General features: G+C 64.6%; 23 protein-coding genes. 13 read left to right on the top strand and 10 right to left on the bottom strand.

From position 1 onward, the window contains the following. The first annotated feature begins 517 nt into the window (after nucleotides 1–517). From OCW50_RS25805 to OCW50_RS25795, 3 genes are read left to right on the top strand one after another with little or no spacing between them, the layout of a single operon-like run. Complete coding sequence (locus OCW50_RS25805) at nucleotides 518–2,071, top strand: AbgT family transporter (RefSeq protein ID WP_262299530.1); 1,554 nt, start codon at nucleotides 518–520, stop codon at nucleotides 2,069–2,071. 35 nt (nucleotides 2,072–2,106) lie between these two features. Further along, nucleotides 2,107–3,312: a M20/M25/M40 family metallo-hydrolase gene (locus OCW50_RS25800; protein WP_262299529.1), complete on the top strand. Its 1,206-nt coding sequence runs from the start codon at nucleotides 2,107–2,109 to the stop codon at nucleotides 3,310–3,312. Nucleotides 3,313–3,316: 4 nt separating this feature from the next. Then, a complete protein-coding gene (locus tag OCW50_RS25795) occupies nucleotides 3,317–5,146 on the top strand; it encodes an SLC13 family permease (RefSeq protein ID WP_262299539.1) in 1,830 nt (609 codons plus the stop codon). 8 nt (nucleotides 5,147–5,154) lie between these two features. On the opposite strand, the gene OCW50_RS25790 is transcribed toward OCW50_RS25795, so the two are convergent. Together OCW50_RS25790 and OCW50_RS25785 are read right to left on the bottom strand one after the other, a co-directional pair. Continuing rightward, the gene (locus OCW50_RS25790; RefSeq protein ID WP_262299528.1) at nucleotides 5,155–5,727 is read right to left on the bottom strand and encodes an HdeD family acid-resistance protein; all 573 of its coding nucleotides are present in this window, start codon (nucleotides 5,725–5,727) and stop codon (nucleotides 5,155–5,157) included. 120 nt (nucleotides 5,728–5,847) lie between these two features. Next, nucleotides 5,848–6,417, bottom strand: a complete 570-nt coding sequence (locus OCW50_RS25785) for a DUF1269 domain-containing protein (RefSeq protein ID WP_262299527.1) — start codon at nucleotides 6,415–6,417, stop codon at nucleotides 5,848–5,850. Nucleotides 6,418–6,934: 517 nt separating this feature from the next. Between OCW50_RS25785 and OCW50_RS25780 the strand changes: the two genes are divergently transcribed. From OCW50_RS25780 to OCW50_RS25765, 4 genes are all read left to right on the top strand, one after another. Next, on the top strand, nucleotides 6,935–7,174 hold the full coding sequence (locus OCW50_RS25780; protein ID WP_262299526.1) for a NepR family anti-sigma factor: 240 nt from the start codon (nucleotides 6,935–6,937) through the stop codon (nucleotides 7,172–7,174). Further along, on the top strand, nucleotides 7,164–7,712 hold the full coding sequence (locus tag OCW50_RS25775; RefSeq protein WP_262299525.1) for a sigma-70 family RNA polymerase sigma factor: 549 nt from the start codon (nucleotides 7,164–7,166) through the stop codon (nucleotides 7,710–7,712). Before OCW50_RS25780 ends, OCW50_RS25775 begins: the two co-directional genes overlap by 11 nt. 218 nt (nucleotides 7,713–7,930) lie before the next feature. Then, the gene (locus tag OCW50_RS25770; RefSeq protein ID WP_262299524.1) at nucleotides 7,931–8,134 is read left to right on the top strand and encodes a hypothetical protein; all 204 of its coding nucleotides are present in this window, start codon (nucleotides 7,931–7,933) and stop codon (nucleotides 8,132–8,134) included. Nucleotides 8,135–8,150: 16 nt separating this feature from the next. Beyond that, a complete protein-coding gene (locus OCW50_RS25765) occupies nucleotides 8,151–8,915 on the top strand; it encodes a 2-keto-4-pentenoate hydratase (RefSeq protein ID WP_262299523.1) in 765 nt (254 codons plus the stop codon). 214 nt (nucleotides 8,916–9,129) lie between these two features. Here the strand turns inward: OCW50_RS25765 and arfA are convergent, their stop codons facing one another. The 6 genes from arfA to OCW50_RS25735 form a co-directional block, all read right to left on the bottom strand. Continuing rightward, nucleotides 9,130–10,683, bottom strand: coding sequence for an arabinosylfuranosidase ArfA (gene arfA / locus OCW50_RS25760; RefSeq protein WP_262299522.1), 1,554 nt, complete (start codon nucleotides 10,681–10,683; stop codon nucleotides 9,130–9,132). Between the two features lie 69 nt (nucleotides 10,684–10,752). Continuing rightward, on the bottom strand, nucleotides 10,753–11,601 hold the full coding sequence (locus tag OCW50_RS25755; protein ID WP_262299521.1) for an ABC transporter ATP-binding protein: 849 nt from the start codon (nucleotides 11,599–11,601) through the stop codon (nucleotides 10,753–10,755). A 12-nt stretch (nucleotides 11,602–11,613) separates the two neighbouring features. Then, on the bottom strand, nucleotides 11,614–12,675 hold the full coding sequence (locus tag OCW50_RS25750; RefSeq protein ID WP_262299520.1) for an ABC transporter ATP-binding protein: 1,062 nt from the start codon (nucleotides 12,673–12,675) through the stop codon (nucleotides 11,614–11,616). Continuing rightward, nucleotides 12,672–13,541 (bottom strand): ABC transporter permease, encoded by an 870-nt coding sequence (locus OCW50_RS25745; protein ID WP_262299519.1) that lies wholly within the window; start codon nucleotides 13,539–13,541, stop codon nucleotides 12,672–12,674. The genes OCW50_RS25750 and OCW50_RS25745 overlap by 4 nt, the downstream gene beginning before the upstream one ends. Further along, the gene (locus OCW50_RS25740; RefSeq protein ID WP_262271815.1) at nucleotides 13,541–14,545 is read right to left on the bottom strand and encodes an ABC transporter permease; all 1,005 of its coding nucleotides are present in this window, start codon (nucleotides 14,543–14,545) and stop codon (nucleotides 13,541–13,543) included. Before OCW50_RS25740 ends, OCW50_RS25745 begins: the two co-directional genes overlap by 1 nt. A gap of 42 nt (nucleotides 14,546–14,587) precedes the next feature. Continuing rightward, nucleotides 14,588–16,480: an ABC transporter substrate-binding protein gene (locus OCW50_RS25735; protein WP_262271814.1), complete on the bottom strand. Its 1,893-nt coding sequence runs from the start codon at nucleotides 16,478–16,480 to the stop codon at nucleotides 14,588–14,590. A gap of 159 nt (nucleotides 16,481–16,639) precedes the next feature. Between OCW50_RS25735 and OCW50_RS25730 the strand changes: the two genes are divergently transcribed. From OCW50_RS25730 to OCW50_RS25710, 5 genes are all read left to right on the top strand, one after another. Continuing rightward, entirely contained in the window at nucleotides 16,640–17,596 is a 957-nt protein-coding gene (locus tag OCW50_RS25730) for an ArsR/SmtB family transcription factor (protein WP_262299518.1), read from the top strand. 312 nt (nucleotides 17,597–17,908) lie between these two features. Next, nucleotides 17,909–19,729: a PAS domain-containing HWE histidine kinase family protein gene (locus tag OCW50_RS25725; protein WP_262299517.1), complete on the top strand. Its 1,821-nt coding sequence runs from the start codon at nucleotides 17,909–17,911 to the stop codon at nucleotides 19,727–19,729. Nucleotides 19,730–20,218: 489 nt separating this feature from the next. Next, the gene (locus OCW50_RS25720; protein ID WP_262299516.1) at nucleotides 20,219–20,500 is read left to right on the top strand and encodes a hypothetical protein; all 282 of its coding nucleotides are present in this window, start codon (nucleotides 20,219–20,221) and stop codon (nucleotides 20,498–20,500) included. Nucleotides 20,501–20,509: 9 nt separating this feature from the next. Continuing rightward, complete coding sequence (locus OCW50_RS25715) at nucleotides 20,510–21,493, top strand: zinc-dependent alcohol dehydrogenase family protein (RefSeq protein WP_262299515.1); 984 nt, start codon at nucleotides 20,510–20,512, stop codon at nucleotides 21,491–21,493. Between the two features lie 19 nt (nucleotides 21,494–21,512). After that, the gene (locus OCW50_RS25710; RefSeq protein ID WP_262299514.1) at nucleotides 21,513–22,355 is read left to right on the top strand and encodes a universal stress protein; all 843 of its coding nucleotides are present in this window, start codon (nucleotides 21,513–21,515) and stop codon (nucleotides 22,353–22,355) included. Nucleotides 22,356–22,366: 11 nt separating this feature from the next. On the opposite strand, the gene OCW50_RS25705 is transcribed toward OCW50_RS25710, so the two are convergent. Beyond that, on the bottom strand, nucleotides 22,367–22,684 hold the full coding sequence (locus OCW50_RS25705) for a c-type cytochrome (protein WP_373371512.1): 318 nt from the start codon (nucleotides 22,682–22,684) through the stop codon (nucleotides 22,367–22,369). Continuing rightward, complete coding sequence (locus OCW50_RS25700) at nucleotides 22,684–23,088, bottom strand: hypothetical protein (protein WP_262299513.1); 405 nt, start codon at nucleotides 23,086–23,088, stop codon at nucleotides 22,684–22,686. The genes OCW50_RS25705 and OCW50_RS25700 overlap by 1 nt, the downstream gene beginning before the upstream one ends. Before the next feature lie 561 nt (nucleotides 23,089–23,649). Between OCW50_RS25700 and OCW50_RS25695 the strand changes: the two genes are divergently transcribed. Continuing rightward, nucleotides 23,650–25,044, top strand: coding sequence for a selenium-binding family protein (locus OCW50_RS25695; protein WP_262271806.1), 1,395 nt, complete (start codon nucleotides 23,650–23,652; stop codon nucleotides 25,042–25,044). Nucleotides 25,045–25,067 lie beyond the last annotated feature (23 nt).

Genomic DNA, 25,067 nt, shown 5'->3' with positions numbered 1-25,067 from the left:
CCGGAAAGCCTGCCATCTCGTCGAGGAACCCTGCTGCCGGGTTCATGGCAGATGGCGAAGCCGGCCGCTCGCATCGAGAATCCAAGGATTTATTGCTTGTCACCATGTTGGAAAGAGACCATAATCCCTCCCCGGGTGACCTGAAGAACGGGCATTTTGCTCGATAGAGCCCAAGTCTTCAGAGTCCATGTCTCCAGGGTCCATGTCTCCGTGTCGGATCTCGAGAACGATTGCCACGAGCCTGCGGATTGAGTGTCGCCAGTTCCGCTCATTGCTGGACACCTAGAGCATCGAGCGCAAAAGTGGGAACCGGTTTTGCGTGGAAAGATGCTCCACAACAAAAGCTTGAAGCATCGAGCGCAAAAGTGGGAACCGGTTTTGCGTGAAAAGATGCTCTAAAGCTAAAGCTTGAAGCGTCGGGCGTGAGGTCGATGACACGTCCAATGCTTTAGCCCGGTCAGTGCACAGCTGCGTGTCGTGCCTCCTGTCGTGGGGCCCTCTAGCTCAAGGGCGAGAAATGACAACCAGCACGGAAATCGCGCCGAAGACCACGATGCAGCGGTTTCTCGACGGCGTCGAGCGCGTGGGGAACATGGTTCCCCATCCGGTCGTGATCTTCCTGATCCTCATCGGCGTCGTGGTCGTTCTCTCAGCCGTGCTCAGCCTGTTCGGGGCGGCCGTCTCCTTCGAGCGCATCAACCCCGACACGCACCAGGTCGAGACGGCCACCACGGAGATCCGCAGCCTTCTGACCGCGGACGGCATCCGCTTCATCTACGCATCCTTGATCCCGAATTTCATGGGCTTCACGGCGGTCGGACTCATGATCGTCGCGATGATCGGCGCGGGCGTGGCCGAGGAATCCGGCCTGGTGACCGCGTTGATCCGCAAGCTCGTCATCGTGTCGCCGGCCTGGGCGCTGACCTACATCCTGTCCTTCGTCGGCATCATCGCCAGCATCGCGGCCGATGCGGGCTATCTGGTCCTGATCCCGCTCGCGGGCGTCGCCTATCTGGCCGTGGGGCGCCATCCCCTGGCCGGGCTCGCCCTGGGCTTCGCCGCCGTGGCGGGCGCTTTTACCGTCAACATGCTGATCAAGCCGCTCGACGCGGTGCTCGTCGAGTTCACCAACGACGCGGCTCATCTGGTCGATCCCAACCGTTCCATCGGGCTCGCCTCGAATGTCTGGTTTTCGTTCGCCTCGGTGCTGTTCCTCACCGTCGTGGTGGCCTTCATCACCGACCGCGTGATCGCGCCCCGGCTGGGAACCTACGATCCCAGGCTGGCCGCCGAGGGAACGACGACCGAGCAGGCCGCCGAATTGTCGGAGCAGGACTCGCGGGGCCTACGCTTCGCGGGCATCGGGCTCATCGCGCTGATCGCCGTCTTCTGCCTCCTGACCCTTCCGCCGGGCGCCCCGCTGCGCAACCCCGACACGCGGGAACTCATCGGCAACTCGCCGTTCATGAACGGGCTGATCGCGCTGATCATGCTCATGTTCCTCGTGACCGGGTGGACCTATGGCATCGGCGCCGGGACTCTCAGGACGCTGCCCGAGGTGATCGCCGCTATCGAGAAGGCGGTGAAGAGCCTCGGCGGCACGATCTTCCTGTTCTTCGTCCTGAGCCAGTTCGTCGCCTACTTCACCTATACCAACATGGGCACCGTGATGGCGCTCAGCCTGTCGGGCGCGTTGCAGGCGGCCAACATCGGCGCGCTGCCGCTGCTGCTCGGCTTCATCGTCGTGGTGGCGATCATCGACCTGCTGCTGACCGGCGCCATCGCCAAATGGGCGATCTTCGCCCCGGTCTTCGTGCCCTTGCTCATGAAGCTCGGGGTCGAGCCGGAGGCGGTGCTCGCCGCCTATCGGGTCGGCGACTCGCCGATGAACGCGATCACGCCCCTGAACGCGTATTTCGCCCTGGTCGTGGGATTCGCCCAGAGATACGACCGGACGGCGGGTGTCGGCACCATCGTGTCGCTGATGCTCCCTTATGTGGTGTGGATGTTCGTTCTTTGGACGGCCCTTTTCGCCCTCTGGAAGATGTTCGGGCTCCCCTGGGGGCTGTGAACCTGCCGGGCAACCGCAAGCAACGGAATGAGACGATGGACAGCTTTGCCCTCCCCCTCGATGCCGCCGCCGCCGAAGCTCACCTGATGCGGTTCCTCTCGGTGGAGGGCGTGACCGGGCAGGAAGGCCAAATCGCCGCGGCCGTGTCCGAGGCGCTGAAGACGGCCGGCGTTCCCGCCTCCGCGATCCGCTTCGATGACGCGCACAAGCGTATTCCGATCCCGACGGAAACGGGGAACCTGATCGTCGATCTGCCCGGCACCCGACCGGGACCGCGGCTTCTGTTCGCGACCCATCTCGATACGGTGCCGCTCTGTGCGGGCGCCAAGCCGCGACGCGAAGGCGACCGCATCGTCGGAGACGGCACGACGGCCCTCGGCGGCGACAACCGCACCGGATGCGCCATTCTCGTCATCCTGGCCGAGACCCTTCTGAAGCACGGCCTGGCGCACCCGCCCATCACGCTTCTCTTCACGGTGCGGGAGGAAAGCGGCCTGCACGGCGCGCGCGAACTCGACCCGGCCGATCTCGGCGGCGCGGTGATGTGCATCAACGTCGATGGCCAGGATCCGAACGATCTGATCGTCGGCGCGGTCGGCCAGGAGAACTGGGAGGTCGAGATCCGGGGCAAGGCCTCGCATGCGGGCGTCGCGCCCGAGAAGGGCATCTCGGCGACTCTCGTCGGCGCCATCGGGCTTGCGGAAGCGCAACGGGAGGGGTGGTTCGGCAAGGTCGCAAAGAGCGACGGCACGGGAACGAGCAATGTTGGGATCTTCGGCGGAAAGGACGGCAAGGCCGCCGGGGACGCGACGAACGTCGTGACCGACTACGCTTTCATCAGGGGAGAGGCCCGAAGCCCCACATCCGCATTCGCAGCGGCCATCGCGCAGGGATTTGAACAGGCTTTCCGGAAGGGTCGGGAAGCGGTGAAGGACGATCAAGGCGAAATGGCAGATATGACCTTCACCCATACGCCATCCTATCCCCCCTTCAACCTGGATGAGACCACGCCGGTGGTGCGGCGCGCGACCCGGGCCATGACCATGCTCGGCCTCAAGCCCAACTACCTGTTCTCGAACGGCGGTCTGGATGCCAACTGGCTCGACAAGCACGGTGTCCCGACCGTCACCATCGGGGCCGGCCAGGCGGAGATCCACACCATCAAGGAATACGTGAACCTGCCGGAATTCGCGACCGGCTGCCGTCTCGCGCTGCTGTTGGCCACGATCGAGGATGAGTGAGCGATTGAGCCCGATCACCTATATCGCCGTCATCATCGCCGCAGCCGTCGTCCTGTTCATCTGGAACAAGCTGCCGGTCGTCGTCGTCGCGATGGCGACCGCGCTGGGGCTCTGGGCCACGCATGTCCTGACCCTGGAGCAGGCGCTCGGCGGGTTCGGCGATCCTGCGGTCATCTTCATCGCCTGCCTGTTCGTCGTCAGTGCGGCTCTGGAAGCCACCGGCGTGACGGCCTGGGCCGGTCAGCTCCTGATCCAGGGAGCGGGACAGGAGAGCCGGACGCGTCTTCTGCTCCTCACCATGAGCCTCGTGGCTCTGCTCACGGCCATGATCAGCGTCAACGGTGCGGTTGCCGCCCTGCTTCCGGTTGTTGTGGTCATGGCCGTGCGCCTCAAGAGGAAATCCTCGCAGCTCCTGATGCCCCTCGTCTTCTCGGCCCATGCGGGATCGATGCTTGCTCTCACCGGCACGCCGGTGAACGTCCTCGTCTCGGAGGCCGCATCGGAGGCCGGAGTGGGCGAGTTCGCCTTCTTCGAATTCACCCTCGTGGGCTTTCCCCTTCTGATCGGCACCATGGCGATCATCGTTCTCTTCGGCGAGCGCCTTCTGCCGCAACGCAACGGCGCCAAGATGCCGGCCGATCTCAGTCGTCATGCAAAGACGCTGGTGGAGCAGTATGGGCTCGCCGACGGCATCGTCCGGCTCCGTGTGCGCGCCACCTCGCCGTTGATCGGCCTTTCTCCGTCGGAGCTGGACTTGTCCCGCTTCGCAGACGTGCAACTCATCTCGGTTCAGGACGGAGACGGACCCTCTCCGCTTCGCCGATCCGTTTCGGAGGGAGACCTCATCCTCATCCGGGCAGGCGCGGAGGCGGCCGCCTCTCTCGCGGCGCGGATGCACCTCGCGTTTCGCGAGGACGTCGCATCGGGTCAGGGCGAGGACACGCTGTTCAACCGCAGGTCCGGTCTGGCCGAGGTGGTGATCCCGCCGCGGTCCGGGCTTGTCGGCCAGGCGGTTTTCCCGGGCATGGTCACCGACAGCGGCGACCTCGTGGTCCTTGCCGTGCAACGGGCGGGCTCGGAGGTCGGCACGGGCGGCCAAAAGTCCGGACAGGGTGTGGCCCTGCATCCCGGGGACAGCATGCTGCTCCAGGGGACCTGGAAGGCGCTCGATCTTCACCTCAGCGACCCGGACGTGCTGGTGGTGAACTCACCCGAGCTGGTGCGGCGCCAGGCGGTGCCGCTTGGGCCGGGAGCCTACCAGGCGATTGCCGTGCTCATCTGCATGGTCATCCTCCTCGCGACCGGCCTCGTGCCGCCCGCCGTCGCGGGCCTCCTCGCCGCCGGCGCCATCACCCTGTCCCGGATCATGACCCTCGAGCAGGCCTATCGGGCGGTCGACTGGACGACCGTGATCCTGGTCGGGGCGCTGATGCCGCTGTCGACCGCGATGGTGGAGACCGGGGCGGCCCGGTTGCTGGCGGAAGGTCTGGTCGGCCTCGTGGGCGGCGCCGGTCCCTACGCGCTCCTGGCCGGCCTCTTCGTGCTCACCGCAGTCCTCGGTCAGTTGATCAGCAACACCGCGACCGCCCTGATCGTGATCCCGATCGGGGCCGCGGCTGCGACCAGCATGGGGATCTCGCCGCGTCCCGTGCTGATGAGCACCGCGGTCGCCGCCGCGGGGGCTTTCCTGACCCCCATCGCGACGCCCACGAACCTGATGGTGATGGGCCCCGGCGGCTATGTTTTCGGCGATTACTGGAAGCTGGGATTGCCCCTTCTCTTATGGTTCTTCGTCATCGCGGTCTTCGTCGTGCCGCTGATCTGGCGGTTCTGACGGATGCGTCAGCTCGCCCGCACCTGCCAGGCGAGATAGGCGATGGCCGAACCGACGCTGATCAGGTTCATTCCGAGCAGGAATCCCAGAAGCCAGACGGACGTCACCGGCAGATAAGCCCAGAGGATCAGCGAAAGCACGATGCCCACGACGCCGCTGGCCAGAACCCAGCCCCAATTGGGAAAGGGACGGATCGTCAACGCGAAGACGACTTTTGAAATGCCCTCCATCATGAAGAAAACGATGAGGAGAAGCGAGATCGTCGTCAGTCCCTGGGCCGGATCGCGCAGGAACAGGAAGCCGATCAGCATGGCAAGGCCGATGGAGATCAGTTGCAGCCAGAAATGCGGCACATGGCGCGCGCTGACGAGGCTGAGGGTCTGCAACAATCCGCTGATCACCAGAAGCCAGCCGAGGAGAACGATGACCGCGGTCGACGAGACGATCGGATAGATGATCGCCAAGGAGCCAGCCGCGACGAGGAGCAAGCCCTCCGTCAGATACCACAGCGCATAGCGCTTGACCGAACTCCGCATGGCCTCGCGAAACACCTCTGCCGCGGCGTCCAGCGATATGGCCATCCTACCCTCCCGCCTCATGCAGCTCCCGACCGCGAACGGTCGGCTGGATGCGCTTCATGCGAGGCGGTCCACACGCGCCGGGAAACGACAGACTCCGCCCCGAGGCCGTCATCGGAACTCTCACTGCGACTGCGCCGGAACCGAACCCGCCGCCGCAACTCCCTCGCTTGGACTTGGCGCATGCGCCTTCGACAGGGCGGCCTGGAGCTTCGCTTCCTGCTCCGGCGACAGCGAGGACCGGATGATGTGCCCGCTGAAACCGGAGAGCTCGGCCAGCACCTTCTCGGGCTGCGATTTTCGAACGAGCAGGAACAGGGCCGATGTATCGGGCTTGAGGGTCGAACCGATGGATTTGATGAAGTCGTCGTTGATGCCGTAGTCGATCATGCTTCCGGACAGCGCGCCGGACCCGGCTCCCACCGCGCCCCCGATCGCAAGCCCGGCGAGGGGATTGAGGAACAGCAATCCGATGAGGCTGCCCCACATTGCGCCGGAGAGTCCGCCGGACGTCGCCCCGAGCCTGACGAGGTTGACGCTCTGCTTGACACGGACGGCACCGTCCGCTCCGCGGATGGCCACGACGGCATCCTCCAGATCGATGAGATATTCCTTCTGCAGTCGGGTCAGCTCGGTCAGGACACGATCAGCATCATTCGGGTTGTCGAACCCGACGACCACCAGTTCAGCCATGGGATCCGCTCCTCCAGCGCCAATCATGTGGGTCGTAACAAGGTCCAAATTACCATCAACCGGCTGGCGAGGTCTATCAGGTTTAACCCTAGGATTTCGGCCACGGACCCTCGGGCGCCGGGCTGGCGGCATCCTGACCGGGACCATCCGTTCCGAAGCGGCCATCCGCATCGCGGCCGACCGGGACAAGCCCGGTGATGACTCCCTCCACACGTCATGGCCGGCCTTGTGCCGGCCATCTCGATACGGTGAGGCGCGGCGCTCCACCGGATCGGGATCACCGGGACAAGCCCGGTGATGACGTGGTGTGTATGTGGCCCGTTGATGACGTGGAGGGGAGACATGGCCATCCCGATTGTCCGATGCGCTAGACGCAGACCTCGGCGAGCGCATGCGATCGATCGGACCCGGCGTTCCGGCACTATCATAGGTGAATGGCAAAGCTTTGCTCTTGCGTTAATGCAGACAGTCCGCGGTGAGCCCATTCAGAGACAGAAGCAGCGGTGTGGAGGAGAGAGTGGTTGCCAGCAACCCGAAAAGCGACGCCGCCCTGGTCGAGCCGAATGCCATCGAGGAGATCCTCGACGGTGATAACGCTACGGAAGCCGAGCCGACCTTGCCGCCGCACGTCGCATCCTTCTTGGGGGAGCAGCTTCAGGCCTTGTACTCTCACCTGATGAGTGAGCCCGTTCCGGACCGGTTCGTCCAGCTCCTCGCGCAACTGGATCAGGAGGGAACGCAGCCTGATGGCGAATGAGAGTTCCGTCCATCAGGCCATGTTGGCCGCGATCCTGCATCTGCGCGCCTTCGCCATTTCCCTGTCCGGCAACATCGAGCGCGCGGACGATCTCGTTCAGGTCGCTCTGCTGCGTGGGCTCGAGAACCTCGACAAGTTCCAGCCGGGCACGAGCATGCAGGCCTGGCTCTTCACCATCCTGAGAAACCAGTTCCACACCGATTATCGCAGGCGACGACGGGAGGTGGAGGATCCGGACGGGGTCATGGCCCAGCAACTGGCCGTGATGCCGGAACAAGGCTCTCGCCTCGACTTCAGGGACCTTCAGGTCGCCTTGACGAAGCTCTCCGTCGAGCAACGGGAAGCTCTTCTGCTCGTCTCCGCGGAGGGCGTCTCCTATGAGGAAGCGGCTCAGATCTGCGGGGTCAGCATCGGCACCATCAAGAGCCGCGTGAGCCGCGCCCGAAACCGCCTGGCGGAACTTCTGGCGCTCGACGGCAGCGAAGACCTCGGCCCGGACCGCCTGGTCAGAGCAGCACTGTTCCGGCACGCACCCTGACATCTCCCCGGTTCGGGCGCTGCCGACGAAGGTGCACGGCCGGTCGAACGCGGCCGGAGCGACGACGGCGGCCTGTTACAACGGTGCACCGGATCGCGGCATGGCCGGGGATTGAGCAAAGCGCGCCGGTTCGGCGTTAGGAAAAGGAGCCAGGACGTCCGGTTGGCTGACGACCGGATGGACGGGAACTCTTCGGGCGCGGCGGACAGGAGAACGTCATGGACAGCAGGGAAGCCAAAACCGGACAGCAGGATCTGCGGCTGGAGGCGCCCGCCGGAGCACCTTTTCCGTTCCAGGCTCATCGTTCGGTCGGCGAGCCGGCACTCTGCCCGTCCGCGGGATGCTTGTCGCGGCGGAACTCCACGCCGATAATCCGGCAGAGCGCCGTCGCGGCGCTGCTGACCCCAACCACCCCGACCTGAGGGCGTCCCTGTGAGCATGTCACCGAGCACGATCGCCGACCAGCTGGCTGCCGAACACCGAAATCGAGTCAAATTCCATAGGATCGATGGGATCGGCGGCCTTCAGGCTGCTTACCGCGTGCAGGACGCCTATGTGGAGTCCATCATTGCGGACGATTCCCGGGCCGGCTACAAGATCGGCCTGACCTCCAGGCGCATGCAGGAGATGTGCGGCATCGATCGGCCGGTCAGCGGCACGATCTTCAGCAGCAAGGTCATGAGGAGCGGCGCCCGCCTCGCATTGGACGAGTATGGCCACCTCGGCCTCGAATTCGAGATCTGCTGCCGCCTCGGCCGCGATCTGGTTCCGGGTGACGGTCCGGTCACACCCGAGCAGGCCGGCGACGCGATCGATGCCGTCGCTGCGGCGATCGAACTCGTCGATGATCGCCATGCCGATTACAGCGTTCTCGATATCAACACGCTCGTCGCCGACAATTCCTGGAATGCAGGCGTCGTGCTGGGAGAGTTCGTGCCGCCTCCCGGCCGCCTGGATGCGATGGAAGGGGTCGCCTATCAGGACGGCGAGGAGATCGGGCGCGGATACGGGGCGGATGCGCTCGGGCATCCGTTCATACCCCTGGCCTGGCTGGCGAACCACCTCGCCGACTCGGGCCGCACCCTGCGCAAGGGCGACATCGTCATGACGGGCAGCATCGTCACGACGCGCTTCCCCAGCGGACCCTTCACGTTCCGCTTCGACATCGCCGGCCTCGGAAGCGTCGAGGTTCATGGCGAATAGAGCGCAGCGGCCGAACCTCTCCGGCCTCGTGGTGACTGTGTGGTTTGGTCCTGACATCCTCCACACGTCATGGCCGGCCTTGTGCCGGCCATCCCGATCCGGTGAGGCGCCGTACCCTTCCGACCGGGATCACCGGGACAAGCCCGGTGATGACGTGGAGGGTGGCATGGGGCGGCACTGACACCCTCCACGGCCATCCCGATTGTCCGATGGGCTATTGCTTCTGGACCGCCAGGCGAATGACGTTCCAGGACGCCGGCGCGAGCTTGACTTTCACCGTCTCGTCCCAGATCTCGACCCCCTCGAGCGGGGTCGGCGTGATCGTGTCCGGGGCATCCTTCGTGTTGACCGCCATCAGATCGTCGTTGCGCAGCTGATGCGCCTCCTTGACCGTCAGGCCGGCAAAGCCGCGGACGAGGGCCTCCACCGACAGGCTCGCGTCGAGGCTTCGGTTGAGCGCGAAGATGGTGACGCAATCGTCCTCGTGATTGTGAACGACCGACACCTTGAGATAGGGCACCGCCGAAATCGGGAAGCGCAGGTCCGAGGTGCCGCGGGGATCGTAATAGGTCGTCTCGTAGGTGGGCGAGTTCACGCGCGTCTGCAGCACGGTGCCCCGGCCGAGCGTGCTCATGTCCTTGAACGGGTAGAAGATCGTCTGCCGCCAGGCCGGTCCGCCGGTCTCGGTCATGATGGGCGCGATGGCGTTCACCAGCTGGGCAAGACAGGCCGACTTGACCCGGTCCGCGTGGTTGAGAAGCGATATGCAGGCTCCCCCGAAGGCAAGTGCGTCCTGCATGTTGTAGATTTCCTCGAGGATCTGGGGCGCGACCGGCCATCCGAGCTTCACCCGCCCCTCGTTCTTGCGCCGGGTGCGATACCAGACGTTCCATTCGTCGAAACTCAGCATGATGCGCTTGGACGAGCGGCGACGGGCGGCGACCGCGTCGGCGATGGCCACGACCTCTTCGATGAAGCTGTCCATCAGATCCGGGCTCGCGAGGAAGGCCGGAGTGTCGTCCGCGTAGTTGTTCAGGTACGTGTGCAGGGAGATGTATTCCACGTGCTCGAAAGAGTGGTCGAGAACCGTGTCCTCCCAGGAGCCGAAGGTCGGCATGTTGCGAGAGGAGGAGCCGCACGCCGCCAGCTCGATGGTCGGATCGATCCATTTCATGAGCTTGGCCGCCTCGGAGGCGATCCGCCCGTACTCCCAGGCGGTCTTCGTCTCCATCTGCCAGGGACCGTCCATCTCGTTGCCCAGGCACCAGAACTTCACATTGTGCGGCTTCTCCCAACCGTGAGCCCGGCGCAGATCCGACAGTTCCGTCCCGCCCGGGAAATTGCAGTATTCCAGAAGGCGGCGAGCATCGTCGGGGCCGCGGGTGCCGAGATTGACGGCCATCATGGGCTCGACGCCGGCCGCCCGGCACCAGTCCATGAACTCGTTGGTCCCGAACGTGTTCGGCTCGGTGGACATCCAGGCGAGATCGAGGCGGCGCGGACGCTTCTCCACCGGGCCGACCCCATCCTCCCAATTGTACCCGGAGACGAAATTCCCGCCCGGATAACGGATGATGGTCGGGGCGAGCTCGCGGACGAGTTCGAGCACGTCCTGCCGGAACCCGTGCTCGTCGGCGGTCGGGTGCCCCGGCTCGTAGATGCCCCCGTAGACGCATCGCCCCAGGTGCTCGACGAATGCGCCGAAGAGACGGGGATCCGTTTCCGCGATGGAGAAATCGCGGTCGATTGTGACTTTGGCTTCTTTCATGGAGTGGCTCCGATCAGTGAGGAGGCTACAGGCTCACTCCCGTGAGCCGTGGGGGAGACGGGACGTGGTTCATGTCGCGACAGCGGGCACGCCGGCCCCGACCCTGTCGTCCCGCCAAGCGTCGTCGACAGACAACACCGCCTGACGAAGCTTGATCGAATAGGGATGCTGGGGGGCCGCCAGCACGGTCCGCGCATCGCCGCCCTCCACCACCCTGCCCTTCTGCATGATGATCAGGCGGTCGCTGATGTAATAGGCGGTCGCAAGGTCGTGCGTGATGTAGATGATCGACACTCCGAGCTCGTCGCGGAGCTTCTTGAAGAGATTGATCACCGTCATGCGCAGCGATGCGTCGATCATCGAGACCGGCTCGTCGGCGACGATGAGCGACGGATTGGACACGAGCGCGCGCGCGATCGCCACGCGCTGGAGCTGGCCGCCCGACATCTCATGCGGGTATCGCCCCTGGACCTCGGCGAGCGACAGGCCGACCTTGTGCAGCGCCTCGTCGGCCCGTTCGGCCGAAGCCTTGGGCGTCCGGCACTCCGTGAACCGCTGCGCCGCGCTGAACAGATAGCGGTCGACGCGCTTCAAAGGATTGAAGGCGTCGAACGGGTTCTGAAAGATCGCCTGCACATGGCTCATGAAGTCCAGGCGCGCGCCCCGGCTGCGGATTTCGCGCAGATCCCGGCCCTGGAAAAGGATCCGTCCCGTGGTGGGCGCGACGCTGTTCAGGATCATGCCGGCGAGGGTTGTCTTTCCGCTGCCCGACTCGCCGATGATGGTGAACACCTCAGGCTTGTCCGCCGCAAGCGAGAAGCTGACATCGTTCACCGCATGGTTCACCCTCCGCGAGACAAGGCCGCCTCGCGTGAAGATCTTGTTGACGTTCTCGACGTCCAGAAGGTTCGGCCTCATGCGCTCGCCTCCTTATGCGACCGTCCGGACCCTGGCGGGGTCGGCCTGGGCGACGTGGCAGGCTGTCCGATGCCCGGGCAGGATCTCGACCATGGGCGGAGCCTCGCGGCGGCAGATCTCGATGGCGAAAGGGCAGCGAGGGTGGAACCGGCACCCCGGCGGAGGGTCGGCCAAACTCGGGGGAGAGCCTTCGAGAGCCTTTTTCGGGGCCTCGTCCCCGATGCGGGGCAGGCTGGAGATCAGATGCGCCGTGTAGGGATGCAGCGGCTTCTTGAACACATCCCTGGTCCGCCCCTCCTCCACCAGGCGGCCGGCATACATGATGCCGAGGCGGTCGGTCAGGTTGGCGTGTACCGCCATGTCGTGGGTCACGAACAGGACGGAGGATCCGAATTCCTGCTGGATTTCCCGTATCATGGACAGGACGCCCTTCTGGACGATCACGTCCAGGGCCGTCGTCGGCTCGTCGGCGATGATGAACTCGGGGTTGCAGACCGTCGCCAGGGCAATGGTCACCCTCTGGCGCATGCCGCCGGACAATTCGTGCGGATAGGCCTGGAGAACCGCGGGATCGAGGTGGAGACGCTTCAGGTGCCGCTCCACGAGACGGGTGAAGTCCGCTCCCTTCGCGCTCACGTGAGGCAGAGCGAAGTCCTCGAAGGCGTGCCTGATCCGCCGCACGGGATTCAGCACGCTCATGGAGCCCTGCATGATGTAGGACAGGCGGCTCCAGCGGATCGCCGACAGTTCCTGCGGCGAAAGCCTGTAGATGTCCCGCTCGCCGTCCTTGAACGCGAAGCGCACCGAGCCTTCGACCACCCTGAGCGGGGGGCGGATCGCCCCCGCGATGGTCTTGATGAGGGAGCTCTTGCCGGAACTCGACTCGCCCGCCAGACCGTAGATCTCGTTGCGGTTGATCGCCAGGCTGATGTCGTCGACGGCGCGGACCTCCCGGTCGACCCCGAACAGCTTTACCTTGTAGTAGGCCTTCAGCCGGTCGACGGTGAGCAGCGGCGAGGTCTGCGGCGCATTCAGCTCGTCGGGCGACGGAATCGCGCGAAGTTCTGCGATCATGCCTGCCCTCCCAGACGGCTCAGGCGGCTGCGGGGATCGATATACTCGTTCATCGATATGGCCAGAAGGAACAGCCCGATGAACAGCATGATCACGAGAAGGACCGGGAAAGTGACCCACCACCAGATCCCCGACACCAGGGCGGTATGCTGGTTCGCCCAGTAGATCATGCCGCCGATCGTCGGGGTGTTGATGTCCGTGAAGCCCAGAACGGACAGCGTCACCTCGATCCCGATCGACCAATTGATGTTGTTCATGGTGGTCGAGAACACGATCGGCAGGACGAAGGGCAGATGCTCCTGGAGAACGATCTTGCCCGTGCTCATGCCGGAGAACACGGCCTGGCGGGTGAACTCGCGGGTCCGCAGGCTCATGGCGATGGACCGGATCAGCCGCGCGTCGTAGGCCCAGCCCAGCAGCGCGGTGATGATCGCCAGCATCGCCCAGGTCATCTCGTCCCGCATGATGAAGTAGAACAGGACCAGGATGGGAAAGAGCGGCACAACGACGAACGTGTCGTTGATCGACATCAGGATGCGGTCCACCCAGCCTCCCTTGTAGCCCGAGATGAGACCGACTGCGAGGGAGATGATCCGGCTGAGAAACGCCACCACGATGCCGAACAGAAGAGTGTTCCGGATCGCGAAGGTGAGCTGCCAGAACACGTCCTGCCCTCTCGACGTCGTGCCCAGCGGGTGCTCCCAGGACGGCGGAATGTCGGGTGGCACGACATAGACGTCCATGGGCGGATAGGGCGAGAAGAAGGAGCAAAGCGCAATGGCCGCCACGATGAGGACCAGGACCAGCCCGATGGCGAACTCGCCGTTGTAGCGCAGGAGGTCGCGCAGGATCCTCAGCGTGTTCATCAGCGTGCCTCCACGCGAGGGTCGATCAAGGGATAGAGGAGATCGATCAGCAGAACGGCCGCGGAGACGGCCACGATCGAGATGGTGGTGATGCCGAGAACCAGGCTGTAGTCGCCGGAATGGACCGCGCTGATCAGGAGCGATCCGACGCCCGGATAACCGAAGACCTGCTCGGTGATAATCGCCCCGTTGAAGATCGCGCCCAACTGCAAGGCCAGGCCCGTGACCTGGGGACCGAGCGCGTTGCGCATCACGTAGGACCGCATGATCTTGCCGCGCTTGACGCCGGCCAGCTCCGCGTAGACCACGTAGTCTTCCGTCACGATGTTGGACACGAGCGAGCGCATCCCCATGAACCACCCCCCGATCCCGACCGCCATGAGCGAGAGGACGGGCAGGATCGAGTGAACGACGATGTCGAGCGCGAAGGCCAGAGTGTTGGATCGATCCGACGCCATCGTGGCGCCCCCGCTGATCGGCAGGACAGGCCAGAGGAAGCCGAAGATGATGAGAAACACAAAGGCGACCACATAGTACGGGATGGGGTGAAGCCCCATGCTGAGGACGCCGAATGCCCGGAGGATGCGGCTGTTGCGATAATAGCCCGCGAGGCCGCCGAGCAGATTGCCGAGAAACCAGGTCAGGAGCGTCGAGACGAGCAGGAGCCCGACGGTCCAGGGAAGGGCTCGCAGGATGAGCTGCGAGACCGGAGTTGGAAAGGCCGACAAGGAGGGCCCGAAATCACCGACCAGAACCCGCTTCCAGAAGTTGACGTACTGCTCCCAGGGCGAGCCCTCGAGACCATAGAGCTGACGCAGGGACTGCCGCATCATCTCGATGGCTTCCGGACTGGTCGCTCCGTACGACGTCGCGGCCGAGATCGACTGCTCGACCGGATTGATCGGGGTCATGTGCGTCACCAGATAGGTGATGTTGATCCCGACGAAGACGACGACCGCGAACTGCACGAGCCGCTTGGACAGATAGGCCAGGTAAGCCTTCACGGGCCGCTCCTTGTCTGCCTGGATGAAGGAGATGTCTGAACGCTAGGGCTGCTTGGGCTTCAGCCTCACCATCATCGAGCGGGAATTGCCCCAGTTCGGCACGGGGTTGGCGTAGGGATTCTCCGCCGTCGGATATCCCGTCCAGTAGGTCTCATCCATGGCCGTGAACACGTTGTAGGCCATCAGCGGGATGATCGGCATCTCGCGAACGATGAGCTTGGCGTAGTCGCGACCGAGTTCGACGGTTCGTTTGTCGTCGAAGGAAATCGTGCGCACCTGCTCGATGATCTTGTCGAGCTCCGGATTGCTCCAGCGCTGCCAGTTGCGCGGAGACTGCGTCTTGCCCGGCGCCGCGACGAACTGGGAGTGCCAGCTGTCGAGGAAGAACGACAGGTCGGGATGGCCGCCGTAGGTCTCGACGCTCCAGGAGATCAGCGTCTCGAAATCGCCCGCGATGCGCCGGTCGAGCATCGTGGTGCCCTGGGCGACCTCGGTCTTCGCATCGATGCCGAACTGACGCCACTGCTGCACGATCATGGTTCCGGCGCGGGTCAGGATCGGACGGGAATCGCCCTCGACCATGAGCTTGATGGAGAACGGCTTGCCGTCGGGCGTGTACCAGGCATTGCCCCGCTTCGTGTAACCGGCCTTCTCGAGGAGCTCCGTGGCCGCCTGCGGGTTAGGCTTCCACCAGCCGTAACCGAACGCCTTCCTGATCTCGGCCGGATCGGTCGGGATCTGCTCCTTCATCGTGGGACGCAGCATGTCGGCGATCTGGTTGCCGATATTCGGATCGTACGGCTTGACCTTGCTCTTGCCCGTGTCGATCTCGTACGACGCAAGCCACTCCTGGAGCGGGATGTGGTAATCGTCCGGATGGGTTCCCGTCGGGGGAATCCCGATCGGCGAGAGGGTCGCGGCGCCGCGATACGACGCCATCGAGACGGCCTTGATGTCGATCAGGAGAGCCAGGGCCCATCGCACGTCCCTGTTCTGGAACGCAGGGTTCTGCATGTTGAAGATCACCGACGGAAGGGTCGGATCGGGATGGGCGAACGGGAAGTTCGGGAACCAGGTCTTGAGGCTCGGCGACTGCTTGGTCAGCGTGAACATGCCCTCGGGCGCAATGTCATGCACCACGTCCAGGTTATGGTTGAGCTGAGCGATCACGCGCTTGTCCGGTGGGCCCGGATCGATATAGGCGGCATATTTCGGCCCGGGCTCGCCGTAGCGCCCGAGGGTGGTGCGCTGCCAGTCGTCGCGCTTTTGCCAGATATACCATTTTCCGTCCGGGTCGAAGCTGTGGAGCTTATAGGCGCCGAGCGACACCGGCGGGTTGAAATCGAACTTCTGGGGATCGGCCGCCTTCTCGAAGACGTGCTTCGGCATCATCCAGATCGCATTGAACCTGACCGTGAAGAGCGAGTGGAAGCGCGAATTCGGCTTCTTCAGCTTGAACCGGACCGTCCACGGCTCGGGCGACGACACGCTGTCGACGTTCAGCCCCAGCAGGGCGCTCCAGCGCATGCCCGGGTTCTTGATCTGGGTCTCGACCGTGTAGATGAGGTCGTCGGCCGTGAACTCGACGCCGTCGCTCCAGTAGATTCCGGGGCGCAGCTTGACCGTCATTTCGGTGAAATCTGCGTTGTAGATCGGCTTCTCGGCGGCCAGGGAGTTCTCCCAGACCCCGTCGAGCCCTCGCTCGGGATCGATGTACCAGAGCGTGTCGAGCGCGAGCTGATGCAGGCCCGTGTATTGCCCGCCCGCGTTGATGGTCCAGATGTTGAACCATCCAGGGTTCTTGATCGTCCCCTCGGGATTTTCGAGGATGATCGTCTCGTTTCGCGGGACACCTGGGACGTTGGTTTGGGACAGTGCGGTGGTCGCTGCCAGGGCCAGACCAGTGGCAACGGTAAGCATGCGCAGAATTCGCATTGGCGCTCCTCCAGGTTTGATTATTATCTTTTTTCTTAGTTAGCCCTGACTTTCCGGAATCGGTCAACAGTAGCATTGATACATATCGAAACTTTCGATACATATGAGGCTCACTGAAGGGACGGAATGCCGTCTACAACCCTCGAGCTGAGCGACCGCATGTCAGCATTCAAACGAAAATTCCTGACCTTGGTCGCCGAGGAGAGCTCCGAGACGCTGCGGGGAATCGCCTCGCCGGGACGGATCCGGATCCTCAAGCTCCTGCGGGCGCGGGGGCCGCTGAACGTGAACGAGATCAGCGATGCTCTGGATTTGCCGCAATCGACGATCGCCACCCACGTTCAGGTTCTCGAGCGTGCCGGGCTGATCGAAACGGAGACGATCAAGGCGTCCAAGGGCCAGCAGAAAATCTGCTCCATTCGTTATGACGAGATCATCATCCGGTTCGACGATCAGGATCCCCTCAAGAGCAAGGACCACATCGAAGTCTCCATGCCCATCGGGCTTTATACCAGCTGCGATGTGAGCGCCCCCTGCGGGCTCTGCTCGACCGAGAGCGTTCTGGGCGTCCTCGACGTTCCCGACCTCTTCCTCGACCCTCATCGCATGAACGCGTCGCTGATCTGGTTCAGACGAGGTTTCGTCGAGTACAAGTTTCCCAACAACGGCAAGGTCCTCGGCGCCAAGATCGACAGGCTCGAGTTCGTCATGGAACTGTCGTCGGAGGTACCCGGGACCAGTTTGGACTGGCCCTCCGATATCAGTCTCTGGATCAACAATGTGAAGGTGGGAAGCTGGATCTCGCCGAGTGATTTCGGCGACAAGCGCGGGCTCTATACGCCGCACTGGTGGAAGCTGGAAGGCTCCCAATACGGCAAGCTGGTCACCTGGCAGATCAGCCGAAGCGGGACATCGGTCAACGACGTTCAGATATCCAACGTGACGCTCGACAAGCTGGAACTCGACAAGCACCATGGCATTCGCCTTCGAATCGGGATCGACGATGCGGCCCGGCATCCGGGCGGCATCAACATTTTCGGTCGCGGATTCGGGAACTACGATCAGGATATCGTCATGCGCATACACCTGAAAGAGCAGCCTGGCGCCTTGGGGTAGGTGCCCAGGCGTGGGGACGCGGGCCGACGGGGCGCATCGCCGCCGGCACCGAAAACGCTGCAGCGCACCGTTGCTGTCCCCTGAGAGGGCGCTAGAAAGGACGCAAGCCTCGCCGTCGAAAGTGGTCTCTCAAGCCCATGCTCCCGCCTTCAACCCGACCCATCCGTCTCGCGCCGGACGACGCGGCATCGGCCGCGCCTGGCACGAAGCTTGCCTGGCGTTCGACCGGGAGCGCCGGCATCTCCCGAGGCGCCGATCACTCTCGGCAACGACGCCGGCAGCCCGAGACTTGTGGGATTGCGGAGCCGCATCATGGATAGCAGGCCCCCGCAGCCGTTCGACTTCCTCCAGGACGGAGGTGAGACGGGCGCCCTGATCCGCAGCCATGATTGGTCGACGACCCCCCTCGGGGCGATCCCCGGCTGGCCTCAGAGCCTGAAGACGACGGTCGCGCTGATGCTGCGGTCGCCCGTCCCGATGGTGCTTCTCTGGGGGACCGACGGGATCATGATCTACAATGACGCCTACACGGTGTTCGCCGCCGGCCGGCACCCTCGCCTGCTCGGCTCGAAGGTTCTCGAAGGCTGGGCAGAGGTGGCGGACTTCAACGCCAATGTGATGCGGGTCGGCATGGCCGGCGGCACGCTCTCTTACCGGGACCAGGAATTGACCCTCTACCGCAACGGTGTCCCGGAGCAGGTCTGGATGAACCTCGACTACAGCCCCGTGCTCGATGAGAGCGGCAGGCCTGGAGGCGTGCTCGCGGTCGTGGTGGAAACGAGCGACCGGGTGAAGACGGAGGCGGCCCTTCGGGACAGCGAAATGCGGCTTCGCGGCGTGCTCGACGGCATGGGCGAAAGCCTGGCTCTCCTCGACAAGGATTTCCGGATCATCGACATGAACGCCGAGGCGCTGCGCCTGGAGAGCCGCCCGCGCGACGAGGTGATCGGCAAGACGCACTGGGAAGCCCACCCGGATGCCGACCCCGCCCTGGGCGAGATGTTCCGGCGCGCAATGGCGACCCGGAAGCCCGTCAACATGAGGCATCGCTACGTCTGGCCTCATGGGCGGGTGAGTTGGATCTCGATGCACGCCTACCCGGTCGGCGACGGGCTGGCAGTGTTCTACGGCGACATCACGGAACAGGTGGAGGCGGAAGAGCGCCTGCGCGAAAGCGAGGAGCGGCTGCGGCTCATGGCCGATGCGGTGCCGCAGATCATCTGGATCACCGACGCCCAGGGCAATGCCGAGTTCTTCAATCGGCAATGGTTTCTCTACACCGGAGCGGTCAACGGGCCGGCGACCGCGGCCCGGATTGCGCTGGACTTCGTGCATCCGGATGACGAAGCCGCGACGATGCGAGCCTACGAGGAAGCGAGACGCACGGGCGGCGTGTTCGAGGTCGAGCATCGGATCCGCTCGAAAGAGGGTGAATATCGCTGGTTCCTCGTTCGGGCCGAGCCCTACCGGGATCTCCGAACCGGTGAGATCGTCCGCTGGTTCGGGGTGTCCATCGACATTCACGGCCGTCGGGTCGCGGAAGAGCACCAGAGCCTGCTCATCAACGAGCTGAATCACCGGGTGAAGAACACGCTGGCAACCGTTCAATCGGTCGCCTCTCAGACCCTGCGCAACGCGGAGAGTACGGACCAGGCGAAGGAGGCTCTCGAGGCCCGCCTGTTTGCCCTGTCCCGCGCCCATGACGTTCTCACCCGGGAGAACTGGGAGGGGGCGGATCTGTACGATATCGTCGAGCAAGCCGTCGCCCCCTATTCCAGCCGTGGCGAAGACCGTTTGCACCTGGCAGGCTCCCGGGTTCGCGTTCCGCCCCGCACGGCGCTGGCGCTGGCGATGGCTCTGCAGGAGCTCGCCACCAATGCGGTCAAGTACGGGGCCTTGTCGAACGAAGCCGGAGAGATCAGGATCGCCTGGAGCGTGCACGCAACCGGGTCGGAGCCGCGCCTCCATGTCAGATGGGAGGAGCGCGGAGGTCCTGCCGTTCGGCCGCCGTCGCGGCGCGGGTTCGGCTCCCGCCTGATCGAGCGGAGCCTGTCTCAAGACCTTGGAGGCACCACCCGGATCGAATTCCCTCCGACCGGCGTCATCTGCACCGTGGATGCTCCCCTCGCCTAGAGCATCGAACGCAAAACTGGGAACCGGTTGTGCGTGGGAAGATGCTTTGAAACAATGGCTTGACGCATCGGGCGTGAGTTCGATCACACGTCCTATGCTCGAGAGCGTCTGACCCAGGGGTAGACCCGTTTTTTTGGTCCGATGCTCCGCTCCTCGCAGATCGCTTCGTTCGGGTCGTTGACGCAGCCCTCCGGGTCCGCCTGATGCGCTCGCCGCCATTTCTCTTCAGCCCTGCGATCTCGAGTTCGTCGGCTCGGCCCCTCGACGGCAGGAAGGGCTCGCCTCCGATGTGAGCGGATCCAGCAATCGCCTTGATGTGGATCAATGCCGAGTGGAAGGAAGCCGTCCATACCTGACCCAGGTCCGTCGAGTGTGATCGCGCAACCCCGCGTCGGGCTGCTGCAGAGTTCCAACTGCAACCGGCCCGACTTTCGCGTATGATCGGGGGCGGGCGAGCTTTCGAGGGGCCGGACAACGGCGGAGGGCTCCATGATCGTCGGTGATGAGCGTTCACAAATCCCGAGCGGATCGATTGTCGATCAGGTCTATGATCCTGACCTCCTTCCGCGCCTTCGATCGCTGCTCGCGTCCCTTGCCGACCTGGACGTCGCCCACGCGAGTAATCTGATCGTGATCGAGAGCAGACCGATGGACGAGGCCCGCAAGGACCGGCTGATGGCCGACCTCTGGCTGAGCCATTGCAGGCAGCGCGCGCCGTTCGTCCGCGAGATCGAGGCGCTGAGGGCGCGGATGGACGCGGCGTTCCGCTGAGGGGCTGCCATGAAGGCCATGGTTCTCTACGAGATAGGAACGCCTCTGGTCCTGGAGCACCGGCCGCCGCCCGCAGCCGGTCCAGGGGAGATCCGCGTGGCGGTCGAAGCCTGCGCGGTGTGCCGGACCGACCTCCATGTGGTCGACGGGAACCTGCCGCGTCCCAGGCTGCCCCTGATCCCCGGCCACGAGATCGTCGGACGGGTCGAGGCGCTCGGGTCCGGGGTCTCGTCTCTCGAGCCGGGCCAGCGTGTGGGCATTCCCTGGCTCGGGCACACCTGCGGACACTGTCCCTATTGCCTCGCGGGCCACGAGAATCTCTGCGACGAGCCGCTGTTCACGGGCTACACGCGCGACGGGGGCTTCGCCACCCTGGCGGTCGCCGATGCGGCTTACGCGTTCAGCCTGCCCGAGGATGGCGACCCCGTCGCCCAGGCTCCGCTCCTCTGCGCCGGACTGATCGGCTGGCGTTCGCTGGTGGCCGCCGGTCCCGGCGAGAGGATCGGCATCTACGGCTTCGGGGCGGCGGCTCACATCATCACCCAGGTCTGCACCTGGGAGGGACGGCGCGTCCATGCCTTCACGCGCCCGGGCGACACTGCCGCCCAGGAGTTCGCCCGCTCGCTCGGCGCCGTCTGGGCGGGCGGTTCGGACGAGATGCCCCCGGAGAGCCTCGACGCCGCGATCATCTTCGCGCCCGCGGGCAACCTCGTGCCTGTGGCCCTGCAGGCCGTGCGTAAAGGCGGCCGCGTCGTCTGCGGCGGCATCCACATGAGCGACATCCCGCAGTTCCCCTACCGGCTGCTGTGGCAAGAGCGGCAGATCGTGTCCGTCGCCAACCTGACCCGTCAGGATGCCGTCGACTTCCTGGCGATCGCTCCGGAGGCCGGGGTCAGGACACGGACGGTGGCCTATACGCTGGCGGCCGCCAACGAGGCCCTGGACGATGTGCGGTCAGGACGCCTCCAGGGAGCGGCGGTCCTGGTTCCCTGACGCAGGAAGAGAGGAAACCATGCTTGAGAACATTCGCAGCATCCTGATCGGGATCACCGAGGAAGGCGACGCCGACGAGCGTTCCTCCGCCTTGGCCTACGGGCTCTCGCTTGCGCGGCACGCAGACGCCCACGTCACCGTTCAGGCGGCCTCGCTGAAACTCACCGTACCGTATACCTTCGTCCGGACCTTTGCCGAAGGGCTCGTGGCGGCCGAGAACCGCCGGGTCGACGCTCTCGCCCGCACGGTCGCCGACGCGTCCCGGCGGGCCGCGGCGGCCTCGGGGCTGGCCTGCACAACGCAGGCGCCGCAGCTCGCCTATCCGGCCCTCATCAGGAGCTTCACCGCCCTCGCCCGGTCGCACGACCTGACGGTGCTCGATGCCGAACCGATCGCGCTCGCGGTCGACCGGGGCGTCATCGAGGCCGTGCTCATGGACAGCGGCCGGCCTCTCATCGTCGTGCCGCAGGGTCGCGAAGCCTTCGCGGGAGACCGGATCGTCGTGGCCTGGGACGGCAGCGCCAAGGCGGCGCGGGCCCTCAACGACGCCCTACCGTTCCTGCGGGCCGCCGGGCAGGTCGAGCTGGTCAGCGTCACGGGCGAAAAGGACCTGGCGCACACGGTGCCCGGCGCGGAGATCGCCCCGCATCTTGCCCGCCACGGCGTCACGGTGGATGTCCTCGCCTTGCCGGCGATCGACGGGGACGTGGCCGAGACCTTGCGCAACCACGCGCGCCTGACGCGCGCCGACATGATCGTCATGGGCGCCTATGTCCATTCGCGCCTGCGCGAAATGGTGCTCGGCGGCACCACCCAATCCCTGCTCAAAAGCGCACCCGTTCCCCTGTTTCTCTCCTCCTGAGCCGACAGGAGCTAGCCCTGAATGGAATTCAGGTAGGCGAGCAGATCGTTGATCTGCGCCGGATCGAGCTGGAACTGGGGCATGGAGGGATGGCCCGTCGTGATCCCTTCCGCGAAAGCCTCGGCCAGGTCCTCGATGGGATAGCGCGTATGCAGGGTCCGGAAGGGCGGCGCCTCCGGAATGGGGCTCTCGCCCACGCGGCCGATCGCATGGCACTGGGAGCAGTTCGTCTGCGCGAACGTGAACCCGCGCTGCGCCCGGCCCGATTGCGCGACGGCCATCGTGGAGGCGCAGGCAAAGGCGAGTCCGGCGAGAGCAAGGCGCCTCATCATCGATCCTCCCCCACCCTGCGGGGCGTCCCTGCCGTAACCGAGACGACCTGGAACGTGTGGGGGTGCCCATCATCGTCCCCGATGGTGACGTACTCGCCCGGAACGAAGCGATGCTGATGCAGATGATACCCTGCCTCCTCGTCGCCGGCCCGGTCCTGGTTGTAGTCGATCATCCAGGTCGCTCCGCCGGACCCGCCCGGCCGGTGAACCAGGACACCCTGCCGTTCGCCCTCGTCACCCCAGAACCGGCAGACCCGGCAATGGGCCCTGGTGTTCGACCACTCCTGCGGGTCCAGACGGCCTTGGTCATCCAGGGGTGCGGTCATCTCGTAGCCGTAGCGCGGACTCCCCTCGGGAAACTGCTTGCTGCGGGCCAGGTGAAGCGTGACGTGATGGAGCATCAGGTCCCTCCCAGGGTTCACGCGGATCTCGAGCAGAGCCCGACATTGTGGCAAAGCTTAGAGGATGCGTGCCCGCCCGCCTTGATCCCGATCAATCCGACGCGACATCCGGGGCCCCAGGAAGCGTCGGGCGGTCGAGGACCGCACCTTGGTACACTTGGATCGAGCCGTTCGGTCGGATCCATGCCGCTAGCGCATCGTACGGACCCGAAGGGCAACGCCAGTGAAAAGTGGCCCCGGTATTCGCCGGCGCGGCCCTGCGGGTCCGCCTGATCCGATGCCCCGGTCGAGAGAAGGAGCATCGGAATCGATCCCAAAAGTGGTGTCCACTTTTCACGTCCGAGGCTCTCGATCTGCTTCCCCTCACGGGGAATCATCTCTCTTCTTGGCCTCGCCACATTTTTTGACGGTGAACCGGATCCACTTCACCGAAAAATGCCCTGGGTCGTGAGACGCGACACAAGCTGGACGATCGGCTATGATGCGGGTGTCAGCACAAGAATAATGGCACTTGAATAATGGCACTTGCCGTCGACCCAGGGGGCGATCAGGGAGGGTGTCGTGACGCGTTGGCAGCCCGATTCGAGTTTCTATCCATCCCCGCGCCTGGCCCAGAAAGCCCCGCCCGAGACCCTGGCCTACGTGGCCATGTTCGATCCGGACCGGCAGCAGCCCGACGGCATCGCGGTCGTCGATCTCGACCCCGCGTCACCATCCTATGCCCAGATCGTCGGGTCCGTGGCCATGCCCAACACGGGCGACGAACTGCACCATTTCGGCTGGAACGCGTGTTCCTCCTGCCTGTGCCCCAACATGCCTCACCCGCATGTGGAGCGGCGCTATCTCGTGGTGCCCGGGCTGCGCTCGTCGCGCATCCATATTCTCGATACGAAGCCTGATCCGCGCCATCCCACCATCGTGAAGGTGATCGAGCCCGAGGTGCTGGCCGAACGAACCGGATACACCCGGCCGCACACGGTGCATTGCGGGCCGGACGGCATCTATGTCACGGCCCTCGGCAATGCCGAGGGCAAGGCACCTGGCGGCATCTTCATCATGGATCACGAGAGCTTCGAACCGCTGGGACGCTGGGAAGTCGACCGGGGGCCGCAACAGCTTGCTTACGACGGCTGGTGGCACCTCGGGTACGATACGCTGGTCACCAGCGAGTGGGGAACGCCCGACACCTTCGAGAACGGCCTCATTCCCGAGATCCTGCTCGGCTCCCGCTACGGACGGCGCCTGCATTTCTGGGATCTTCTCAAACGCAAGCATCTGCAGGAAATCGATTTCGGCGAGGAGCATCAGCTCGTGTTCGAGCTCCGCCCGGCGCACAATCCGACGAAGGCTTACGGGTTCGTCAACTGCGTGATCAGCCTCAAGGATCTCTCCTCGTCGATCTGGACCTGGTATCGCGACGGCGATCGCTGGGCCGTGAAGAAGATCATCACCATCCCGGCCGAACCCGCCAGCCCGGACGATCTGCCCGACATGTTGAAGGGCTTCGGCGCCGTGCCGCCGCTCGTGACGGACATCGATCTCTCCATGGACGACCGGTTCCTCTACGTGTCCTGCTGGGGCACGGGCGACCTCCAGCAATATGACGTGTCCGACCCGTTGAATCCCCGGCTCACCGGCAAGGTGCGGATCGGCGGGATCGTCTCGCGCGCCACTCATCCCAAGGCAGCGAACGGGCATCTGACCGGCGGGCCTCAGATGGTCGAGATCAGCCGGGACGGGCGGCGGGTCTATTTCACCAACTCCCTCTACGGCCCGATCGACCAGCAGTTCTATCACCGCGGCTTCGAGGGCTGGATGGTGAAGTTGAACGCGGATCCGGAGGGCGGCATCTCGTTCGACGAGACCTTCTTCATCGAGTGGCCCAAGGGGCACCGGCCGCACCAGGTCCGTCTCGAGGGAGGCGATTGCTCGTCGGATTCCTACTGTTATCCATGAGACGCGCAACGCGACGGGAACGC

The sequence above is a fragment of the Microvirga sesbaniae genome (genome assembly GCF_025460805.1).
GTDB classification, from domain to species: domain Bacteria; phylum Pseudomonadota; class Alphaproteobacteria; order Rhizobiales; family Beijerinckiaceae; genus Microvirga; species Microvirga sesbaniae.
The sequence above is the reverse complement of the archived record's forward strand: the minus strand, read 5'-3'. Positions and strand labels throughout refer to the sequence as shown.